Raw genomic sequence first — 20,667 nt, 5'->3', positions numbered from 1 at the left:
TGTTTGGCACGCAAGATTCCAGCTAGGCTTTAGAGGACAAAATCTAGCACGATCGTACTTTTTATTTCACCTTTCCCCCTATAATCAAACTCTTCATACCCAATACAAGAGGTTGTTATGGCATTGCCCGTTGCGTTGCAAAACCTGAGCCTTCCCGTGATAGGTTCGCCGATGTTCATCGCCAGCGGCCCGGCCCTGGTAGCCGCGCAATGCAAGGCAGGCATCGTTGGTTCGTTTCCAGCCCTTAACGCCCGTCCGGCGGAATTGCTGGATGTCTGGCTGACAGATTTGCAGGCGGAACTGGCGGCATACAAGGCAGCGCATCCTGACGCAAAAATCGGGCCGATCGCGGTCAACCAGATCGTTCATCAATCGAACGATCGCCTGGCGCATGACGTCGCCGTCTGCGTCAAGCATCGGGTACCTATCATCATCTCCAGCCTGCGCGCGCCGCCGCCGGAAATGATGGATGCGATCCACAGCTACGGCGGCATCGTGCTGCATGACGTGATCTCGATCCGCCATGCGCAAAAGGCGCTGGAAGCGGGAGTCGACGGTTTGATCCTGGTGGCGGCCGGCGCCGGCGGCCATGCCGGCCCCTTGTCGCCGTTTGCGCTGGTGGGTGAAGTACGTAAATTCTTCAAGGGTCCGATCGCCTTGTCGGGTGCAATCGCCACCGGCGACGCGATCCTGGCAGCGCAGGCGATGGGCGCCGATTTTGCCTACATCGGTTCGCGCTGGCTGGCGACCAAGGAAGCCCATGTCGACGATGCTTATCGCCAGGCGATCGTGGAATCGACAGCGGCCGATGTGGTGTACACCAATCTGTTCACCGGGGTGCATGGCAACTACCTGAAAAAATCCATCGTGAATGCCGGCCTCGATCCTGAGAATTTGCCGGAAGCCGATAAATCGAAGATGAATTTCGGTTCGGGCGGCACCGGCGCCAAAGCCTGGCGCGATATCTGGGGCGCTGGCCAGGGCGTCGGGTTGATGGATGACGTGCCTAGCGTGGCGCAGATGGTTGATCGTTTGCAGACTGAATATCAGGCTGCGCGCCAACGTTTGGCGCTGTAACCGGTGGGCCTGTGACCTTCTTATCGCAGGCCCATAATCTGGTGACGGTCGCAGCCGGCGGCACAATCTCAGTCAATGCATGGCACTGATCCCGGGTGCAAAATTGATAGTCCGGCGTGAATTCTGAGCGTGTCAGCAACAACTCCGACATGGTTTGCTGAGGTTGCCAACGCCAGAATCCGTCTTTCAAACTGCTAGTAAGCGGTGGCTCCATGCCCGCGCCGCTGCCCTGTACGCGAGCTTCTTCCAACACCAGTGCGCCGGCCTCCACGCGATAACTCTCCTCCCAGCGGATTTTTTCCACCGAGTGCTGCCAAGCCAGCGTGAAGCTGGCAATGGCGAGCACTGCTTTAACCCCACCGCTGGCCAGGCAGAGCATGCTTTATGACGGGCTTTGCGCCGGCACGGGTGCGGCATTACGCCAACGCCACCAATGTTGCGCCAATAGAACCAGAGCGATGGCAAAACCCAGTTCATCGCTATATGGCAGCTTCACGACCAGCACGCAGGCGGCGGCAATCATTGCGATGCGTTCCCACCAGGCCAGGCGTCCACGCCAAAAGCCGATCGATCCCATGCCCCATAAAGTCACCGCCAGCAACGCTTTGATACTGATGTAAACAATCGCTGCCCACGTCGGGTCGCCTTGCAACATCAGCGCCGGGTCATATACCGCCATGAAAGGCACCAGGAATCCGGCAATCGCAATCTGCAATGCTTTCATGCCGATCGCCATGCCGGAAGCCCGTGCAATCGGCGACGCGGCAAATGCGGCGAGCGCAACCGGCGGGGTCAGATCCGCCATGATGCCGAAGTAGAAGACAAACATGTGCGACACGATCAGAGGTACGCCTAGATCCAGCAATGCAGGTGCGGCAATCGAGCTGGTGATGATGTAGTTGGGAATGGTGGGGATACCCATACCCAATACCAGGCAGGTCAACATCGTCAACAGGAGCGACAACATCAAGCTATGTTCGCCCAGATCGATAATGTGGCCGGCAACCGTGGTGGCAACACCGGTCAGGGAAATAACCCCGATAATCACGCCGACCAGCGCGCAAGCGATACCGACAGGCAAAGCGTGCAAAGCACCGTGATACAAAGCATCCACCGCGGTTTTGAGGACGCCGCGATCCCGGCCTAAAAAGATCAGTACGACCAGCACTGTCACCACGACAAAAATCGCTGTAATGCCATATTGGTTGAACGTCGCGCAAGCCACGCCCAATCCGAGCCAGAACATCACGCGCCACAGCGTCGCGCTAATCCGCGAAGCCAGGCCGCTGCCCAAGATCAGCACCACCGTCAAAGCCAGGCCCACCATGCCGGAAAACAGCGGCGTGAAGCCCGAGAACAAGAGCGCTACCAAGACCACCAGCGGCAACAATAAATACCAGCGTGCGCGCAATGCGGCTAACGGATTAGGGCAATCTTCTTTTGCCAGGCCCATCAAACCTGCACGACCGGCTTCCAGGTGCACCATCCAGAATACGGTGAAGAAATACAGCAAAGCAGGTATCAGCGCCGCTTTGGTGATATCCAGATAAGGGACATTGATCGTTTCCGCCATGATGAAAGCCACCGCTCCCATGACCGGCGGCATGATTTGCCCACCCATCGAACTGGTAGCTTCCACCGCACCGGCAAACTCGCTGCGATAGCCGAAACGCTTCATCAGCGGAATCGTGAATTGGCCGGTACTGACCACATTCGCAACGCCGGAGCCATTGATGGTTCCCATCAAGCCGGAAGAAATCACCGACACTTTTCCCGGTCCGCCGCGTGAACTACCCACCAGGCCAAGCGCCAGATCATTAAACAATTTCAGCATGCCCGCTTGTTCCAGGAACGCGCCGAATAGAATGAACAGGAAGATATAGCCTGACGACACATAGGTCGGCGTGCCATACAAACCCTCTGTACCAAAGGCCAGCTGTGAAATCACTTGTTCCAGGTCGTAGCCACGATGCTGGAAGCTGCCGGGCAGATATTCACCAAACAAGGAGTAGGCTAAAAATGCCAGGCAGATGCCCGGCAAGGCCCAGCCCATCATGCGGCGCGAAGCATCGAACACCAATATCAGCGTGGCGATGCCGATGATCCAATCCCATTGATTGAGCTCGCCAGCGCGCAAAATCAATTCACCTTCGTAGATCCAGTGATAAAACGCCAGGCCCAGGCCGAACAGGCCAAGCGTAATGCCCAGCCAACTCGGGCGTTCTTGTTTCACACCGCGCAAATCGTATTGGCAGTAAATCAGCAGAAATAGAAAGCCGACGTGCAGTGCACGCACCACGGTAGTGGAAACGGGGCTGAACGCTGCCGTAACAAGCTGAAATGTAGAAAACGCCAGAGCGCCGTAAAACAGCAGCCAGAATGGGCGTGACGGGGATTGTTCCGATTGATCCGATTGTTCCATATGGGACTCCTGAATTGGTTTAATCGATCAAGCCTTTTTCACGGAAATAGCGTTCCGCGCCAAGATGCAACGGGATCGGCAAGCCGCCGGTAGCATCGGCTAGGACGATCGATTTGGCAGCGTTATGTGCATTGCCCAGCTGATCGATATTGTCGTAAAGCTGTTTGGTCATTTCATACGCCGTAGCTTCTGGCACCTTGTCATGCGTTACCAAAATATTGTTAATCGCCACGGTTGGCACGGCAGCATCCTGGCCGGTGTACGTTTTTGCCGGGAGGCTGGATGCCTGATAGGCCGGATTGCCGATTTTGGCGACGACATCTGCCGGCACCGGAATGAAGATCACGGGAATTGTCGTGGACAAATCGCGGAAAGCCGCCATGCCTAAACCGGATGATTGCAGCGTGGCGTCCAGCTGGCGATTCTTCATCAGCTCGACCGATTCGGAATATGGCAGGAATTCTGTTTTGGAGAAATCTGCGTATTTCAAACCGGCGGCAGTAAACACCGCGCGGGCATTAAGTTCGGTGCCGGATTTAGGCGCGCCGACGGAAATGCGCTTGCCTTTTAAATCAGCCAGGGTGCGGATGCCGCTGTCGGCACGAGCAACGATGTGGATGTAATTGGGATAAATTGCGCCAATCGCGCGAATATTCTTCAATGGCTTGGGGAAGCCGGCATCGGCCACGCCTGTCCAGGCATCGCTAACGCTGTCGGCTAAGGCAAAGCCGATTTCACCGCGGCCGCGTTCGAGCAGATTAAGGTTTTCTACCGATGCTTTAGTGGCTTGCACCTGGATTTTGGCTTTGGGCAGGGCTTTGCCATATAACTGCGACATGGCGACGCCGAGCGGGTAATAAACGCCGCTGGAACCACCGGTTAAAACATTGACGAATTGTTGCTGTGCGTGGGCTGCCGTTGCAGAAGCGCTGAGGCACGTAGCGAAGATGAGAGTGTGTGCTAACTTCATGACGGTCTCCTTATTTATCAAAAAAACAAGGTTCACACACTACCATCAAAAAGTGTTTTTTTTACAATTCCAAGACAATTTTATTATCTAAAGATCATCTTTTATTTTCTGAAATACAATGTTTATTTGGATCAGTTATTGACTGACTGCAATAACCAGCCTGACAAAATCTGCAGCAGTTCCTCTGGCTTCTCCAGCGGGGTCATATGGCCGCAGTCTTCGATCACCACCATGCCGGCGGCAGGAATCCGTGCCGCCATCAGCTGCGCTTCGGCGATGCTGCTGAGCTGGTCGTTGCTGCTGGCGACCACCAGCGTCGGACAGCGAATGTTTTCCAGTTCAGCGTAACCATCGCTGCGCAGCGCCGACAATTGATTGATGAAGACTTCCTTGCCGTTACGCAGTGCCATCGCCTGCAGGCGATCCAGCAACACCCGGTCATGGGCGCGATCCGGATGCAGCGACGATGCCAGTGCGCGGCTGGTTAACCCCTTGAACGGCACTTGCCTAGCCAGTTCCAGTTGCATCCGGTTGCCGGCAATTTCACGCGGATCCTGCTGGCGCGCCGAGGTATTCAGCAAAGCCAGCGCGATCACCCGTTCCGGCGCCTGCTGCATGATCGCCTGCGCCACGTAGCCGCCCATCGAGAAGCCGATCAGGACGAAGCGCGGCGGGGCGCTCTGCAAGACGCGGGCAGCCATCGCACTGATCGAATCATCCTGGCCGAGATCGCCGAAATGCAGCTGGCCCAGTTGCGCCAGGCCGTCGCGCATATCGTCCCACAGGGTTTGATCCAGCATGAAGCCGGGTAGCAGCAACAGCTGGGGCAAGCTGTGATTTTGATTTACAGACTGCGTCATTATTTCTTGACCACTTCCTGTTCAACTACCATATCGAGGGTCCATTTGATGGCGCTGGCGTCGGCTGGCGGGTTGGCGACTTGCTCTTCCAGAATCCGCAGACGGTAAGCGATGCCGGGTTCAAAATTGAAACCCTGGATGTTGCCGTACCAGAGCTGCCAAGGATCTTCCTTGCGTTCGCGGATCTGCAGGCAGGTGGTGCGCATCACGCCGGCGCTGCAAGGCACCTTTTCCGATGCGACATAGATGAACTTGATTTTCGCCGCGGCGCCCGGCTTTTCGCGTGCATGGAAACTCAAGGTTTGACCGTCCAGGGTTTTCATTTCCATTTGCTGGCCGTCGATCTTGTACTGATTCACTGCCTGCAGCTTGTCGAGAAAATCGGCTTCGAATTGCATTGCCGGTCCAGGGCAAGCCATGCGGGTTGTCACCGCCTGGACGATCGTCAACTGGCCGGGCCCGCGCACCGAGTAGGGTGCCGAGAACTGGTTACAGCCGGCACGGCCGCTGACACGTCCCTTGCCGTTTTCCTGAGCGAAGTTCAAGATCACCGGCTCGCCGTTGTCGCCATGCGGTATGGTGTGCCCGGTCCAGCGCGTCAGTTCCCATCGCGATGCCGTAAGTGCCGCATCATTGTCAGCCGTCGATTGCGGGGGAGTGCCGGCACAGGCCGCCAAGGTGAGGCCGGCAGCAGCGGCGAGAGACAGGCAGCGGATCAGAGAACAGGGAAGCGTCATATGGACTCCATGCAAAGGGTTGGCGTACAAACGCAAGCGCATATTTTAGCGTAATGAAATGAATTCTATTCCAGCCATCTGGCGCGGCTGGCCGCCAGCGCCACCGCAATGCACAGCACGCCGACCAGCGACAAGGCGGCAGGCAGGCCGAAGCCGTGCGCCAGAAAGCCGATCAGCGGCGGCCCGATCAGGCCGCCGGTATAGCCCATGGTGGTAACGCCGGCCAGCGCGGTCGGGCCGTGGCGGCCGGCGGCGCTGAAGATGAAGGGGAAAATAGTGGCGACGCCGACGCCAGTCAGCGCAAAGCCGAAAATAGCGAACGGGATTTGACTGGCAAGTAACGCGATCAGCATGCCGATACCCGCTATCAAGCCGCCGCCGGCGACGACGCGGCGCGCACCGAGTGCTTCCTTCAGTCTGTCGCCGACGATACGCGTCAGCAGCATCATGCCGGCAAAGAACGCAAAGGCCAGCGGCGCCACGCCGTCGCTGGCAAGCAAGCGATCCTTCATGTAGACCCCGCTCCAGTCGGCCACAGAACCTTCGACGATTGCGCCGCCGAAGGCCACCACGCCGAGTGCAATCAGCGGGCCGTGCGGTAGCGCAAAGTGTTTTTTGCCTGCGATATATTGCGGCCGGTCATTCGGCAAAGCGCGGTAGCACAGACGCAGCGGAATCGCCACGCATGCAGCGATGAGGCTGAAATGCAAGAAGGGCCCAATCCCAATACCGGCAACGGCGCTGCCAAGCAAGGCGCCGGACAAGGTGCCGACACAAAACCAGGCATGCAACTGCGACATGATCGAGCGCCCGGCGAGTTTCTCGACTTCTGCGGCGAGTGTGTTGATAGCGACATTGAAGCAGCTGGACCAGGCGCCCAGGCACAGCATCGCCAGCATCAGCAGCGGCAGCGTGGGCGCCAATGCCAGGCAGGGGATGGTGACCAACAGCAGCACGCCGGCATACCAGCTGGCGCGGCGCGCGCCGTAATGACCTACCAGCCACGCCGCCAGCGGGAACGAGCCGACTGCGCCAATGCCCCCACCCAGCAGGAACAGGCTGAGGCTGGCCGGATCCAGTTGCAGGTTATCGCGCAACGCCGGGATGCGCGAGACCCAGCTGGCATAGATCACGCCCAGCAACAGGAACAGCAGCGGCAAGGCCGCCCGGCGCATGGGAGTGATGGCGACGGGGGCGGGTGATGCGATTGAGTTGGGCATTTGATGAGGAGGCGAAAGTGTACGCGTTAGGAACCAAAAATAACTCCGACTGCGTCTAGGCGACCCCGTCTAGGCGACCCCGTCTAGGCGACCCCGTCATTCCCGTGCACACGGGAATCCATTTTTTTCAGTAATTTGGATCCCCGCGTTCGCGGGGATGACTAAGTTTCCAGCGTTTACTTTCGAAGGCTACAGTCCCGGATGATCAGAAGTCGGCAGGCATGTCTTTCAGATGCATGTGCAAAGCATCCAGCAACGTCTGGCAAGCCTCATCGGTACCCACCGTGATGCGCAGGAACTGGGCAATGCGGGCGCTGCCGAAATGGCGCACGATGATGCCGTCGGCGCGCAGACGGGCTGCCAGCTTGGCGCCATCGTGGCGCGGGTGACGCGCAAACACGAAGTTGGCAGCCGAAGGCAGCACGTCGAAACCGAGCGCGGCCAAGCCGCTCGCCAGATGCCGGCGGCTGGCCATGACCGCCAGCCGGGTCTTGTCAAAGTGCGCCTGATCCTTGATCGCCGCGGTAGCGCCGACGATTGCCATGCGGTCCAGCGGATAGGAGTTGAAACTGTTCTTGACCCGTTCCAGTGCCGTGATCAGGTCCGGATGACCGATCGCAAAGCCGACCCGCAAGCCGGCCAGCGAGCGCGATTTGGACAAGGTCTGCACCACCAGCAGATTAGGGTAGCGCGCCACCAGCGGGATGGCACTGTCACCGCCAAAGTCGACATACGCCTCATCCACGATCACCACGCAGTCGGGCTGGCCGGCTACCAGCCGTTCCACTTCGGCCAAGGGCAGCAGGCAGCCGGTAGGGGCGTTCGGGTTCGGAAAAATGATGCCGCCGGCGGAGGTGTTCAGATAATCGTCAACCCGCAGCGTAAAGTCCTCGGCCAAAGGCACCAGCCGATGGGCGATCTGGTACAAGCCGCAATAGGTCGGATAAAAACTGTAGCTGATATCCGGGAACAGGATCGCTTGTTCATGCTGCAGCAAAGCCTGGAACGCATGCGCCAGCACTTCGTCGGAACCGTTGCCTACAAACACGTGGGCCGGCGTTATCCCGTGCGCGGCGTTTTGTTCGGCCAGCGCCAGTTTCAGCGGCTCGGCATCCGGATTGGGATACAACCGCAGGTTGTCGCCCAGTTCGGCGCTCATGGCCGCCAGCGCCAGCGGCGACGGACCGTACGGATTTTCATTGGTATTGAGCTTGACCAGCTTGCTCAGCTTGGGTTGTTCGCCGGGGGTGTAAGGCGTCAGACGGCTGACGATGGGACTCCAGAATTTGCTCATTGTGTCGCTAAAAAAGGTAAGGGCCGGGTTGGCGGATCAGCCATATGGTAGCAAACCCGGAGCAGTCTGGCTGGGATTCGCAGGTTGCACTGAAGACAACTGGTAACATAGAGGACTCAATACGCGGACCCGGTTCGCGTTATTTTATTCAAGCAACAGGAGCTGCCCTTGAACATACTAGCTGCCAATCAACTCACGTCGATCTGGAATTTTCTTCTTGAATCGTCCTTGCACTACGGCCTCAACGCGGTGCTGGCGATTATCACGCTGGCCGTCGGCTGGTGGCTGTCGTCGCGTTTCGCCAATGCGCTTGACCGGGTAATGACCCGTGCCAGCCTGGACGCTACCTTGCGCCCGGTGCTGCGCAGCGTGTTGCTGTGGCTGGTACGCCTGATCACGCTGGTCGCCGTGCTTGGCCAGTTCGGTGTGCAGACCGCCAGTATTATCGCCGTCCTGGGCGCAGCCGGCCTGGCGATCGGCCTGGCCTTGCAGGGGACTTTGCAAAACATAGCAGCCGGCATGATGCTGCTGTTCCTGCGGCCGTTCCAGGTCGGCGAATACATCTCGAATGGCAGCATCGAAGGCACCGTCGATGAAATCGGCTTGTTTGCGACCAAGCTGACCAAGGCTGACGGCATCTGCCTGTTCGCCCCTAACAATCAACTGTGGAATAGCGCGCTGACCAACTATAGCCGCAACAACACGCGCCGCATCGATATGCCGATCGGCATCAGCTATAAGGATGATCCCGCTGTTGCGATGAAGGCGTTGCAGGCACTGTTGATGGCGGACGACCGGATCCTGGCGACGCCGGCACCGATGGTAGTCGTCACCGACCATGCCGAAAGTGCAGTCATGCTGAATCTGCGGGCCTGGACCACCACCTCCGAATACTGGGCGGTGCGGTGGTCGATTGCGCAAAATGTGCAGGCTGCGCTGGCAGCGGTAAATTGCACGATCCCGTTTCCTACACGCGAATTGCTTATTACGCGTGAAGTCGAAACCAAGATTGCCTGATCGAAACCTATAATAATTATGCATAAACCTATGCATAGATGGCATTAGATCACTTTGCCAACATTCGTTACAGTTCCGCTGCGTGGCGGCGCGTTCCCGAATGCTGGTCTGCCACGTGACCGCTTCGGGTTTGATTTTGATTTTGAGTTGAGCCTGGCTTGCGGTCCACAATTACCAAAAGGATCAGGAGATTTATGACTACCACCCGCACACTCGCGCTGCGCGCTCTCAATCGCACCTTCAATCGCACATTGCATTCTTATGCGGTGATGATGTTCAGCGCCTTGTTGCTCTCCACCTCGGTGGCGCATGCGCAAGACAGCCAGGCCAAGCTGCCTAACGTGATGATCCTGGCAACCGGCGGCACGATTGCCGGCACTGGCGCCGACAGCACCACCACGGTTGGCTACACCTCAGCCACCGTCGGCGTCGAAAAGTTGATCGCTGCAGTGCCAGAGCTGAAGAAAGTCGCCAACGTCAAAGGCGAGCAAGTATTCCAGATCGCCAGCGAAAGCATGACCAACGACCATTGGCTGAAGCTGGCCAAGCGCGTCAACACCTTGCTGGCGCAACCGGATGTGGACGGCATCGTCATCACCCACGGCACTGACACTATCGAAGAAACTGCTTATTTCCTCGACCTGACCGTCAAAAGCCGCAAGCCGGTGGTAGTCGTCGGCGCCATGCGTCCTTCGACCGCGATCTCGGCCGATGGCCCGATCAACCTGTACAACGCAGTCCTGCTGGCCGGCAGCAAAGATGCGATCGGCAAAGGCGTGTTGGTTGCGCTCAACGACCAGATCAACTCTGCCCGCGAAGTAACCAAGACCAACACCTCGACTACCGACACCTTCAAGTCGCCCGAGCTCGGCATGCTGGGTTATATCCAGGGTAATAAGGCGTACTTCTATCGGCAATCGACACGCAAGAATACGGTCGATACCGAATTCGACGTCAGCAAGCTGGATGTGCTGCCACAAGTTGACATCATCTACGGCTACGCCAACATGACCCGCGCTGCACTCGATGCGCAAGTCGCTTCCGGCGCCAAGGGCATCATCCAGGCTGGCGTCGGCGACGGCAGCATTGCGGCGCAGATGAAAACGCCGCTGATCGAAGCACGCAAGAAGGGTGTGATCATTGTTCGCGCCAGCCGCGTCGGCCAGGGCATCGTTGCCCGCAATGGCGAAGCCAACGATGATGAACTCGATTTCGTGGTGGCCGATACGCTGAATGCACAAAAAGCGCGCATCCTGCTGATGCTGGCGCTGACCAAGACTAACAACACCAAAGAAATCCAGCGTATGTTTTATACCTATTGATCATGTTCGCATGACATAGGTTACAAGCAGCAAAAAGCCAGCTAATTCACGTTAGCTGGCTTTTTTTACGTTTGCGACGCTGATCGATCCTGATCATTTCCTCTACAACAGCAGCCAGCACCAGGCACTATTTCCATGTGGAATGGTGCTAATATGCGCGAACCTACAAGCGATACTCCCAGAGCAAGCAATGCATGTGAACTCCCCGGATCAAGCGTCAGTTAAAGCTCCAGACAGGCCACTGCTATCGCTGGTGGTTCCTTTCTACAATGAGAGTTCGGCCATTGCCCATTTCTTCCAGCGGGTAACGCCTATACTGGCGGCTCTCGACACGCTGGATTATGAGATCGTCTGCATCAACGACGGCAGCGCCGACGATACCCTGGCGCAGTTGATCGCCATCGCCAAGCGCGACAGCCGGGTCAGGGTGATCGATCTGTCGCGCAATTTCGGCAAGGAGGCGGCGTTGACTGCCGGCCTGAACGAAGCAGCGGGCGATGCGGTGATTCCTATCGACGCCGACTTGCAGGATCCGCCCGAATTGATTCCACGCCTGGTCGAGCAATGGCGCAACGGTTACGAAGTGGTGCTGGCCAAGCGGATTAACCGGGATAGCGATTCCTATCTGAAGCGCAAGACTGCCCATCTGTTTTACCGTCTTTACAATGCAGTGTCGGACATCAAGCTGCCAGACAACGTCGGCGATTTCCGCCTGATCGATCGCCAGGTTCTGGAGGCGCTCAAGCAGCTGCCGGAAAACCGGCGCTTCATGAAGGGGCTGTTTGCCTGGGTCGGCTTCAAGACGGCCACGATTGACTATGTACGCGAAGCGCGCAGTGCAGGAGAGTCGAAATTCTCCGGCTGGCGCTTGTGGAATTTTGCGCTGGAAGGCATCACCAGTTTCAGTACCGTGCCGTTGCGCTGGCGGACCTATTGCGGTTCTGCGATTTCATTGTTCGCCTTTATCTACGGCCTGGTGATCATTTTCAAAACTCTGATCCATGGCATCGACATGCCAGGCTACGCATCGATCCTCACAGTTGTGCTGTTTCTTGGCGGGATACAGTTAATCGGTATCGGCGTTCTTGGCGAGTATCTGGGCAGAACCTATCTGGAATCGAAAGGGCGGCCGATTTACCTGGTTCGCCGCCGTTATCAAAAAGCCGGAGACTGACGGCGCGATGGCTATGCAGCGCTGGATACGTTTCCTGATCTATACCGCTGCCGGCGCGGTCGGCACGGCATGCCAATACGCCGTCCTGATCGTGCTGGTTCAGAGCGGCCTGGCGACACCGGTGCCTGCGTCGGCGCTGGGAGCCCTGGTCGGTGCAGTCGTCAACTACGGACTCAACTACCGGATTACCTTCAAGAGTCAGGCCAGCCATCTGAAAGCCGCAAGCCGATTCGGCCTGATTGCGGTTGCCGGCATTCTGCTCAATACCGGCTTGATGCATGTGCTAACGATCCAGCTGTCACTCAATTATCTCCTGGCGCAGCTACTGTCTTCTGCGGCAGTACTGATGTTGACTTATTCCGCGAATACACTGTGGACCTTCGGCTCGAAGCAGCCACAACAAACGCAGCAGAAAAATCCTGCATGCCGCGACTCCCGACCCAATGATTAGAAAATTTCCGCCGGTGTTACTGGCAGCGCTGATCGGTATCGCCGCCTTTGTGTTCTACACCGGCGGCGCCATCGTCTGGCCGACCTCCACCGAATGGCTGATGCGCGGCGATTTCGGCCAGCATTTCCTTGGCTGGAATTTTTTCCGGCACACGCCGCTGCTGCAATTTCCACTGGGCGCCAGCCGCGAGTACGGTGAAACCCTGAGTAGCTCAATCGTGTTTACCGACTCGACGCCCTTATTCGCATTCTTGTTCAAACCGTTCGCGGCGTGGTTGCCGGAACCGTTTCAATACATCGGCATCTGGCTCGCGTTGAGCGTCATGCTGCAGGGGGTGTTTGCCTACAAGCTGCTATCGCTGTTTTCGAAGCAGCGCTTGACGGTCTTGCTGGCGACAGCGTTTTTTGTCATAGCACCGCCATTCTGGTGGCGTATCTACGTCGAGTCCGATGCTTTGGCGGCACATTGGCTTATCCTGGCCGCCCTGTATCTGTATTTCAGTCCGCAGTTGCGCTGGCGCGGGTGGCTAGTCTTGTTATCCCTTGCTGCATTGACGCATGCTTATCTGCTCGCCATGGTGCTGGCAATCTGGGGTGCCGACCTCCTGCAGCGGGCACTGAAAAAGCAAATTTCATTGAGGGCGATAGCCGGATATGTACTGTTGTCGGCCGCCTGCCTGGGATTAGTCATGTGGGTTACCGGCTACTTCATGCTGCATGACGGGCTGAGCACGCCGGTGGGCAGCTATTTCCGCATGAGTTTGCTGGGGTTGATCGATCCGCTAAGCTGGTGGTCGTCTGTCATGCCTGAGCCATCCAGGAGCGGCGGCGAGTACGAAGGCTTCAGCTATTTGGGTAGCGGCATGCTACTGTTGCTGGCCAGCGTGGTAGTCAGCGTATTGGCGTTGCTGATTACGAGGAAAGGACAGCTGGCGTCCGGCTGGCGCTGGGCGGCCTTGCTGCCGCTGCTGCCATTGTTTGCCGCGGCCTTGATCCTGGCCATGCAGGCCCTTACCACGCATGTAGGATGGGGCGAACACGATGTATGGATCTATCGCTTGCCGGTTATTTTGGACAAGTTTTTCGGTGTTTTCCGGGTCTCCGGACGGATGTTCTGGCCAGTGTTCTACCTGATTTATGTCGGCGTATTTTGCGCTGCTTTCAAGTTGATCGCTAATCGATGGCTGCAATACCTGCTTGGCGCACTGCTGATCCTGCAATTGGTCGATAGCAATGGCGCCACACAGAATATCCGTAAAAGTTTTCGCGAATACCACTGGACCTCGCCCTTGCAATCGCCGTTCTGGCAGCAGCTGCCAAAAGTCTATCGCCGCATTGCCGTGGTGATGCCGGCCGCCTACAATTTCGATTATTTCCCGATTGCCTTGTTTGCATCGGAGCGCCACTTGTCGATCAATCATGGTTACTTTGCCCGGATGGATGTAAAGCAGTTGTTGAAGCTGCAGTCCGAAACCATCAAGACCGTATTTGCCGGCGGTTATGATCCGCAGACCTTGTATGTGTTCCTCGGCGACCCGCTTTCCATGGCACTGTCAGAACAGGCGAAGATTTCTGCCGGCCCTGATGATTTGATGGCGGAAGTGGACGGTTATCGGGTATTGGCTCCAGGTTGGAAGCAATGCGCCGAATGCCAGCACCTGGGTTTCACTTTGCCGCAGGTAGCGCCTGCGGCGGCGCCGGAATATGTGCCAGGCACTGAGATCAGATTTGGCAGTGGCGGTAACGCGGCTCGCTATCTGGCGGGAGGCTGGTCCCACACGGAGGAGTGGGGCAACTGGAGCTACGCCAATGCGGCAGCTCTACGGCTCGCTATTCCAGGGTACAGCTCTGGCGACCTGACGCTAGACATCTCGGCACATGCTTTCGTGCCACCATCATATCCTCAGCAAACCGTGCAGGTTTCCGTGAACGGGCAGCCAGTGGGCGAGCTGCACTATACTGCCCGGCAGAACCAGAGCCTGCAAAGTTTGCAGATTCCGGCCGCGACGGTGGCGCGCAGCCATGGCGAACTGCTGATCGTGTTCAGCATCGCCGAACTGATATCCCCGATACAGGCGACGGCGAGCAAGGACATCCGCAGTCTGGGTTTGGGCGCGATGTCGATGGTGATTCATTGATAGCAGACTATCGGTGATTGTTGGCTTTACAATCGGCCTTTACAATCGCTATTTGATTAATTTCTTTCCAGAGATCAAGCCATGTCCGAAGAATTCGAAGTCCCCAGCCCGCACGAACAGCATCTGGACCACGTCACCGAGCATGCCCACGGCAGCGGCGATAATTTCGCCGGCAAGATCGCGGTGATGACAGCCATCCTGGCGACCATCGGCGCCATGTTCAGCTATCAGTCCGGCTCCACTGAAAGCGAAGCGGCAATGAACAAGAACAACGCTGCCATCAAGAAAACCGAAGCGTCCAACCAGTGGAATTACTACCAGGCCAAATCCAGCCGGCAAAACCTGGCGGAACTGGCTACGCATATTCCTGGCGTCGATGCGGCGCATTACGCCGCCGAAGCGCAGCGTTACAAGAGTGAGAAGGAAGTCGTGCAGAAAAAGGCCGAGGCGCTCGAAGCGGAGGCTAGCGCATGGGATGAAAAATCAGAGTTGGTATTGCATCAACATCACCGCTGGGCGCAGGCGATGACGGCGATCCAGATTGCCATATCGTTGGCGGCGATTACGCTGCTGACGCGCAAGGAATGGCTGAAAAAAATGGCGTATGGCGCGGGAGCGGTCAGCGTGGTGTTGGGGACGCTGGCCTGGTTGCATATTTAAAAGTGAGAGGCCATGAAAAAAGACGGAAGGCGCAGTGCGCTTTCCGTCTTTTTTCGCTTCAATCGGATTTAATTGAATTTAATCGAATTCAATTCAATCAACGTGTGACAGGCTTGTAGCGAATCCGCTTAGGCTTGGCGCCTTCTTCACCCAGGCGCTTGCGCTTGTCGGCCTCATATTCCTGGTAGTTACCGTCGAAGAACGACACTTGCGATTCGCCTTCAAACGCCAGGATATGCGTCGCGATACGATCCAGGAACCAGCGGTCATGGCTGATCACCATCACGCTACCGGCGAATTCCAGCAAGGCGTCTTCCAGCGCGCGCAAAGTTTCAACGTCGAGATCGTTGGACGGTTCATCCAGCAGCAGCACGTTACCGCCTTGCAGCAGGGTCTTGGCCAGATGCAGGCGGCCGCGTTCACCGCCGGACAGGTTGCCGACGATCTTTTGCTGGTCGCCGCCCTTGAAGTTGAAGCGGCCCAGGTAGGCGCGCGAAGGCATTTCAAAGCGGCCGACGGTGAGGATGTCAGCGCCGCCGGAGACGTCTTCAAACACGGTTTTCTGGTCCGATAAGGAATCGCGCGACTGGTCGACTATCGATACCCGCGCGGTCGTGCCGAGCACCACCTCGCCGCTGTCCGGCTGTTCCTTGCCAGTGATCATCTTGAATAGCGTCGATTTACCGGCGCCGTTAGGGCCGATGATGCCGACGATGGCGCCCGCCGGAATGCGGAAACTCAGGTTGTCGATCAGCATGCGGTCGCCGAACGATTTCGATACGTTCTTGAATTCGATCACTTCATTGCCCAGGCGTTCGGCGACCGGGATGAAGATTTCCTGGGTCTCGTTGCGCTTCTGGTATTCGTGTTCGCTCAGTTCATTGAAGCGTGCCAGACGCGCCTTGCTCTTGGCTTGGCGGCCCTTGGGATTCTGGCGCACCCATTCCAGTTCCTTGGCGATGGTTTTCTGGCGTGACGATTCGGTCGCTTCTTCCTGTTTCAGGCGATCGCCCTTTTGCTCCAGCCATGAGCTGTAGTTGCCTTTCCAAGGGATACCGTAACCGCGGTCCAGCTCCAGGATCCATTCGGCGGCGTTGTCCAGGAAGTAGCGATCATGGGTGATGCCGACCACGGTGCCGGGGAAGCGTTGCAGGAATTGCTCCAGCCACTCAACCGATTCGGCATCCAGATGGTTGGTCGGTTCATCGAGCAGCAGCATGTCAGGTTTCGACAGCAACAAGCGGCACAGCGCCACGCGGCGCTTTTCACCACCGGAGAGGATGCCGATCTTGGCGTCCCATGGCGGCAGGCGCAAGGCGTCGGCCGCCATTTCCAGTTGCAGGTCAAGATTGCCGTCGCCGGCGGTAGCAAGGATGTCTTCAAGTCGCGCCTGTTCCGCTGCCAGCGCGTCAAAGTCGGCATCTTCTTCTGCATAGGCCGCGTATACGGCATCCAGCTTCGCTTGCGCTTCAAACGCTTCGCCCAGCCCGCCTTCGACGGCTTGACGTACCGTTTGTTCCGGATCGAGTTGCGGTTCTTGCGGCAGGTAGCCGATATTCAAGCCAGGCATAGGTACCGCTTCGCCCTGGATATCCTTATCGATACCGGCCATGATTTTCAGCAAAGTCGATTTACCGGAACCGTTCAGGCCCAGCACGCCGATTTTGGCGCCGGGGAAGAACGACAGCGAGATATCTTTCAGGATTTGACGTTTGGGCGGCACGATCTTGCCGACCTTGTTCATTGTGTAGACGTATTGGGCCATGAGTAGCGATGATAATAAAAAGAAATGCGATGAATGGGCAAGCAGCTAATGGTGAACTGAGAGTGCGCCGAGCTGCCAAGAATAACCGATGCGGGCCGGGTTGACGAGTTGTTAAGGCTGGTCTCCGGCGCCAGACGCTGGGCGTATTGTAAACGTGCGCCACAATCCTTCGGCCGAATACAGTGCCAGCGCGCACCAGATGACGATGAAACCCACCAGTCTGGCGCCGTCCAGCTGTTCGTTATATAACCAGACGCCCAGCAACAATTGCAGCGATGGCGTGATGTATTGCAGCACGCCGACCAGCGATAACGGCAGGCGGCGCGCGCCGGCGGCAAACATCAGCAAGGGAATCGAGGTAATCGGACCGGCAGCGACCAGCAGCCATTTGGTGGAAGTCGAGGCACTGACAAAGGTATTCTGATCCTGGACCGTAGTATAAACCAGGTACGCCACCGCCAGCGGCAGCACCAGCGCCGTTTCCAGCGCCAGGCCGGGCAGGGCGCCAAGGCTGGCGGTCTTGCGCAGCAAGCCGTAGCTGCCGAAAGTGACTGCCAGCGTCAGCGCAATCCAGGGTGGATGGCCGGTTTGCCAGGTCAGCCAGACTACGGCGGCTGCCGCCAATGCAATTGCCAGCCATTGCACCGGGCGCAGCCGTTCGCGCAGGAAGATGAAACCAAGCGCGACGCTGACCATCGGATTGATGAAATAACCAAGGCTGGCTTCGACGATGTGATTGTTGTTGACGGCCCAGATGTAGGTGGTCCAGTTGGCGGTCAGCAGCAGCGCGCTGGCCATGAAGCCACCGATGACACGCGGCTGCCGCAGCATCGGCGCTACCCACGCCCATTGCTTGCGCACGGTCAGTACGATCACCAGGAACAGGAACGACCATAGCATCCGGTGCATGACGATATCGACCGGCGGAATTTCGGCTTCGAGCGCCTTGAAGTAGATCGGGAACATGCCCCACAGGACGTAGGAGGCGATCGCGTAGAACATTCCTGCTTGCATGGCGTCAGTCTATGAAAAGTGAAAGAGCGAGTGAAAGAGCGGCGGGCAATCACGTGTTGTGTTTTTAATATTCATTTCAAGTGCTTTTGGATAGTACCTGAATAACATCCAGCATTTTACGCATAAGCGGCGAGCCTGATATTGCGGATATGCATATGGCCGGGCAATTTGGCCGATTACTCAGGCCGCCAGCAATTCCTGGAAATAATAAATTGTCGAACCCAGTTCCGGCGGTGATTGATACGGACTGATGCGGTCACGGCGGAACGGTACCGCATGGGCAAACGCCGGGCCGTCGTACACGAAAGTATGGAACTCGCCGTTCTCGCCGCAAGCATCTACGCCGGGCGGCAAGTCGGCGAGAAAAGCCGCATCGAATTCGCGTCCGCAAAAATCTTGCGACAGATGGCTGCCATTGATGCACACCACCAACGCCTTGAAACCAAGCGCCAGGAATTCATCCACCAGTTGCCGGCGCGGCTGGTTCCAAAGCGGCAGGCTGGCTTGCAACCCGGCCTCGGCGCAGACTTTTTCTTCCCAGTCGCGATGCGCTTGCAAATCGATATCGCCGAACACGGCATGTCGCATGCCGGCGCCGTGCGCATCACGCAAGGTTGCGATGAATTTTTCTTCATACTGTTGCCAGCTGGCGCTGTAAAACGCCAGCGGCACACCGAGCGCATCGGCCTGGGCCTGCAGCAATGCCGGCGGTACGCCGTGTGAACGGGCGCGCTGGCCGCTTTCATCGAGTGCTGTAATCAGGCGTTTGATCTGTATGCCGTTTTGACGGGCGCGCCACAAGGCCAGGCAGGAATCCTTGCCGCCGCTCCATGACACCAGTGCGTTTGTCGTGTGAGTTGTCATGCCCGGGCTGCCGCTTGCGATAGACGTCGATGTTCCGGCCTGGCCACGAAGCGATGCAACAGCAAGCCGCTGGCGCCGCAAATTGCCATCACCACCATCAGCGGCAACGCCGTGCCATCGTGCCACAAGCTCATGCCGATGCCGGCAGCGATACCCAGCGAAAATTGCAACGTGCCCATCAAGGCTGAAGCCACACCGGCTTGCTTGCCTTGTTGCGACAAGGCGATGGCCGAAGCATTCGGGCTGATGAAGCCGTAGCAAGCCAGGTAGCCGAAAAAACCAATCAGCAGGATCGGCAGGTTGCTCATGCCGCAAGCCACCAGCACCGCCACCAGCAGGGTCAGGATAGCCGGCAGCCACAGGGCGCGGCCGAGGATGGTGTCGAGCGCATATTTTCCGACCAGGCGGGCGTTGATCTGCGAGGCGGCAATCAGGCCGAAAGCATTCGTGCCGAACACGAAACCGAAATGCTCTGGCTTGATGCCGTGCAATTCGATCAGGACAAAAGAAGAGCCGGTAATGTAGGCAAACATGCCGCCCTGCATCAGGCCGCCGACCAGGCTATAAGAGACGAACTGGCGATCCAGCAACAGCCGGCCGTATTGTTTCAGGGTGCGGCCCAGATGCAGCGGTTCTGCCTTGTGGCGGTCCAGCGTTTCCTGCATCGTGTAATGGATCGCCAGCAGGCAACACAAGCCAAAGGCGGCGAGGCCGCCGAAGATCACGCGCCAGCCCCAGAATTTGAGCACGCTGCCGCCGATCAGCGGCGCCAGGATGGGCGCCAGGCCCATCACCAGCATCATCAGTGAAAACGCCTTGGCGGCGCCGGTGGTGCCTAGCCGGTCGCGGATTACTGCGCGCGCGATGACCATGCCGGCGCAGCCGCCGAGACCTTGCAGGAAGCGGGATACGATTAGCGCGGTTACGTCTTGCGAGACCATGCAGGCTAGCGAGCCTAGCAGGTATAGCGTCATGCCGACATAGAGTGGCGGCTTGCGGCCGAAGCGATCGCTGAGCGGTCCGTAAAACATCTGGCCGACTGCTAGTCCGACCAGGAAGCTGGCTAGTGTCAGTTGTACCAGGTTGCTGCCGACGCCGAACTGTTGGGCGATGGTGGGGAAGCTTGGGAGGTACATGTCGATCGACAGGGAGCCGATGGCGGTGAGGGCGCCGAGTAACAGGAGCCAGCCCGGGAGTAGTTTCTCGGGGCCTGGGGTATCAGGTGTGTTTGTCATTGGGGTGCTTGGAGTTGCACAACTTGCTTGTGCTTCAGTGGTTATTTATAGCGGGTGGAATGCGTCGGCGGGAGGGCCGGGTGGTGCGCCGGAGATGGATCAATCTGGCGACCGGGAACAGTTGGACATGTTACACGAACATCGCAATATCTGCCGACAACCGACTCGCTAGTAGTTAAATGGGGTCAGAGTTTTTTTACGACAGTAGTACCGTCGTAAATTACTCTGACCCCATTTAACGGCCCACGGAGTAAGTGTCGTTGCATGCGACGAAAGGTCACGTTACTTAAAACGTTTGCTACTCCGTGGGTACGTGCGCCGGGGCTACCCCCATACGCGCTAACCAAACTTTCCTCCTCTGAATTGATCCTGCTGATAATGACGTTTCTTTCGCGAAGGTTCTCGCAGTAAATTGCGCATTTCTGTCCATTGCTCAAGGCAAGCAAAC

The 20,667-nt window shown here is 57.6% G+C and carries 18 protein-coding genes; 7 read left to right on the top strand and 11 right to left on the bottom strand.

The window, feature by feature from the left end:
* The first annotated feature begins 117 nt into the window (after positions 1–117).
* Positions 118–1,077: an NAD(P)H-dependent flavin oxidoreductase gene (locus KHU29_RS16230; RefSeq protein WP_092413320.1), complete on the top strand. Its 960-nt coding sequence runs from the start codon at positions 118–120 to the stop codon at positions 1,075–1,077.
* Here the strand turns inward: KHU29_RS16230 and KHU29_RS16225 are convergent.
* The 7 genes from KHU29_RS16225 to hisC all read right to left on the bottom strand — a co-directional run bounded on the left by KHU29_RS16225 (position 1,007) and on the right by hisC (position 8,580).
* Entirely contained in the window at positions 1,007–1,456 is a 450-nt protein-coding gene (locus KHU29_RS16225) for a DUF1850 domain-containing protein (protein ID WP_211453805.1), read from the bottom strand. The genes KHU29_RS16230 and KHU29_RS16225 overlap by 71 nt on opposite strands.
* Before the next feature lie 3 nt (positions 1,457–1,459).
* Entirely contained in the window at positions 1,460–3,499 is a 2,040-nt protein-coding gene (locus KHU29_RS16220; protein ID WP_211453804.1) for a TRAP transporter permease, read from the bottom strand.
* Between the two features lie 19 nt (positions 3,500–3,518).
* Entirely contained in the window at positions 3,519–4,469 is a 951-nt protein-coding gene (locus KHU29_RS16215) for a TAXI family TRAP transporter solute-binding subunit (protein WP_211453803.1), read from the bottom strand.
* A gap of 131 nt (positions 4,470–4,600) precedes the next feature.
* Positions 4,601–5,329 carry an alpha/beta fold hydrolase gene (locus KHU29_RS16210; RefSeq protein WP_343216065.1) on the bottom strand — a complete coding sequence of 243 codons (729 nt, stop codon included), beginning with the start codon at positions 5,327–5,329 and terminating at the stop codon, positions 4,601–4,603.
* Entirely contained in the window at positions 5,329–6,066 is a 738-nt protein-coding gene (locus KHU29_RS16205) for an META and DUF4377 domain-containing protein (RefSeq protein ID WP_211453802.1), read from the bottom strand. Before KHU29_RS16205 ends, KHU29_RS16210 begins: the two co-directional genes overlap by 1 nt.
* A gap of 65 nt (positions 6,067–6,131) precedes the next feature.
* Entirely contained in the window at positions 6,132–7,286 is a 1,155-nt protein-coding gene (locus KHU29_RS16200; RefSeq protein ID WP_211453801.1) for an MFS transporter, read from the bottom strand.
* Between the two features lie 205 nt (positions 7,287–7,491).
* On the bottom strand, positions 7,492–8,580 hold the full coding sequence (hisC, locus tag KHU29_RS16195; RefSeq protein ID WP_211453800.1) for a histidinol-phosphate transaminase: 1,089 nt from the start codon (positions 8,578–8,580) through the stop codon (positions 7,492–7,494).
* A gap of 168 nt (positions 8,581–8,748) precedes the next feature.
* On the opposite strand from hisC, the gene KHU29_RS16190 reads away from it, so the two are divergent.
* The 6 genes from KHU29_RS16190 (at position 8,749) to KHU29_RS16165 (ending at position 15,341) form a co-directional block, all read left to right on the top strand.
* The gene (locus tag KHU29_RS16190) at positions 8,749–9,597 is read left to right on the top strand and encodes a mechanosensitive ion channel family protein (RefSeq protein WP_211453799.1); all 849 of its coding nucleotides are present in this window, start codon (positions 8,749–8,751) and stop codon (positions 9,595–9,597) included.
* A 269-nt stretch (positions 9,598–9,866) separates the two neighbouring features.
* The gene (locus tag KHU29_RS16185; RefSeq protein WP_211453901.1) at positions 9,867–10,919 is read left to right on the top strand and encodes a type II asparaginase; all 1,053 of its coding nucleotides are present in this window, start codon (positions 9,867–9,869) and stop codon (positions 10,917–10,919) included.
* A 190-nt stretch (positions 10,920–11,109) separates the two neighbouring features.
* Positions 11,110–12,093: a glycosyltransferase family 2 protein gene (locus KHU29_RS16180; protein WP_211453798.1), complete on the top strand. Its 984-nt coding sequence runs from the start codon at positions 11,110–11,112 to the stop codon at positions 12,091–12,093.
* A 7-nt stretch (positions 12,094–12,100) separates the two neighbouring features.
* Positions 12,101–12,544, top strand: a complete 444-nt coding sequence (locus KHU29_RS16175; protein WP_211453797.1) for a GtrA family protein — start codon at positions 12,101–12,103, stop codon at positions 12,542–12,544.
* Entirely contained in the window at positions 12,537–14,681 is a 2,145-nt protein-coding gene (locus tag KHU29_RS16170; RefSeq protein ID WP_211453796.1) for a DUF6311 domain-containing protein, read from the top strand. The genes KHU29_RS16175 and KHU29_RS16170 overlap by 8 nt, the downstream gene beginning before the upstream one ends.
* Before the next feature lie 81 nt (positions 14,682–14,762).
* Positions 14,763–15,341: a DUF4337 domain-containing protein gene (locus KHU29_RS16165; RefSeq protein WP_211453795.1), complete on the top strand. Its 579-nt coding sequence runs from the start codon at positions 14,763–14,765 to the stop codon at positions 15,339–15,341.
* Positions 15,342–15,438: 97 nt separating this feature from the next.
* Here the strand turns inward: KHU29_RS16165 and ettA are convergent, their stop codons facing one another.
* The 4 genes from ettA to KHU29_RS16145 all read right to left on the bottom strand — a co-directional run bounded on the left by ettA (position 15,439) and on the right by KHU29_RS16145 (position 20,219).
* Positions 15,439–17,106 carry an energy-dependent translational throttle protein EttA gene (ettA, locus tag KHU29_RS16160; protein ID WP_211453794.1) on the bottom strand — a complete coding sequence of 556 codons (1,668 nt, stop codon included), beginning with the start codon at positions 17,104–17,106 and terminating at the stop codon, positions 15,439–15,441.
* A gap of 111 nt (positions 17,107–17,217) precedes the next feature.
* A complete protein-coding gene (rarD, locus tag KHU29_RS16155; protein WP_211453793.1) occupies positions 17,218–18,120 on the bottom strand; it encodes an EamA family transporter RarD in 903 nt (300 codons plus the stop codon).
* A 180-nt stretch (positions 18,121–18,300) separates the two neighbouring features.
* Complete coding sequence (locus KHU29_RS16150) at positions 18,301–18,984, bottom strand: Dph6-related ATP pyrophosphatase (protein ID WP_211453792.1); 684 nt, start codon at positions 18,982–18,984, stop codon at positions 18,301–18,303.
* Positions 18,981–20,219 (bottom strand): Bcr/CflA family multidrug efflux MFS transporter, encoded by a 1,239-nt coding sequence (locus KHU29_RS16145; protein WP_211453791.1) that lies wholly within the window; start codon positions 20,217–20,219, stop codon positions 18,981–18,983. The genes KHU29_RS16150 and KHU29_RS16145 overlap by 4 nt, the downstream gene beginning before the upstream one ends.
* Positions 20,220–20,667 lie beyond the last annotated feature (448 nt).

This window comes from Collimonas antrihumi (genome assembly GCF_018304965.1).
GTDB classification, from domain to species: Bacteria; Pseudomonadota; Gammaproteobacteria; order Burkholderiales; family Burkholderiaceae_D; genus Collimonas; species Collimonas antrihumi.
Note: the sequence above shows the minus strand (reverse complement) of the source record. Positions and strands in the feature narration are given on the sequence as shown.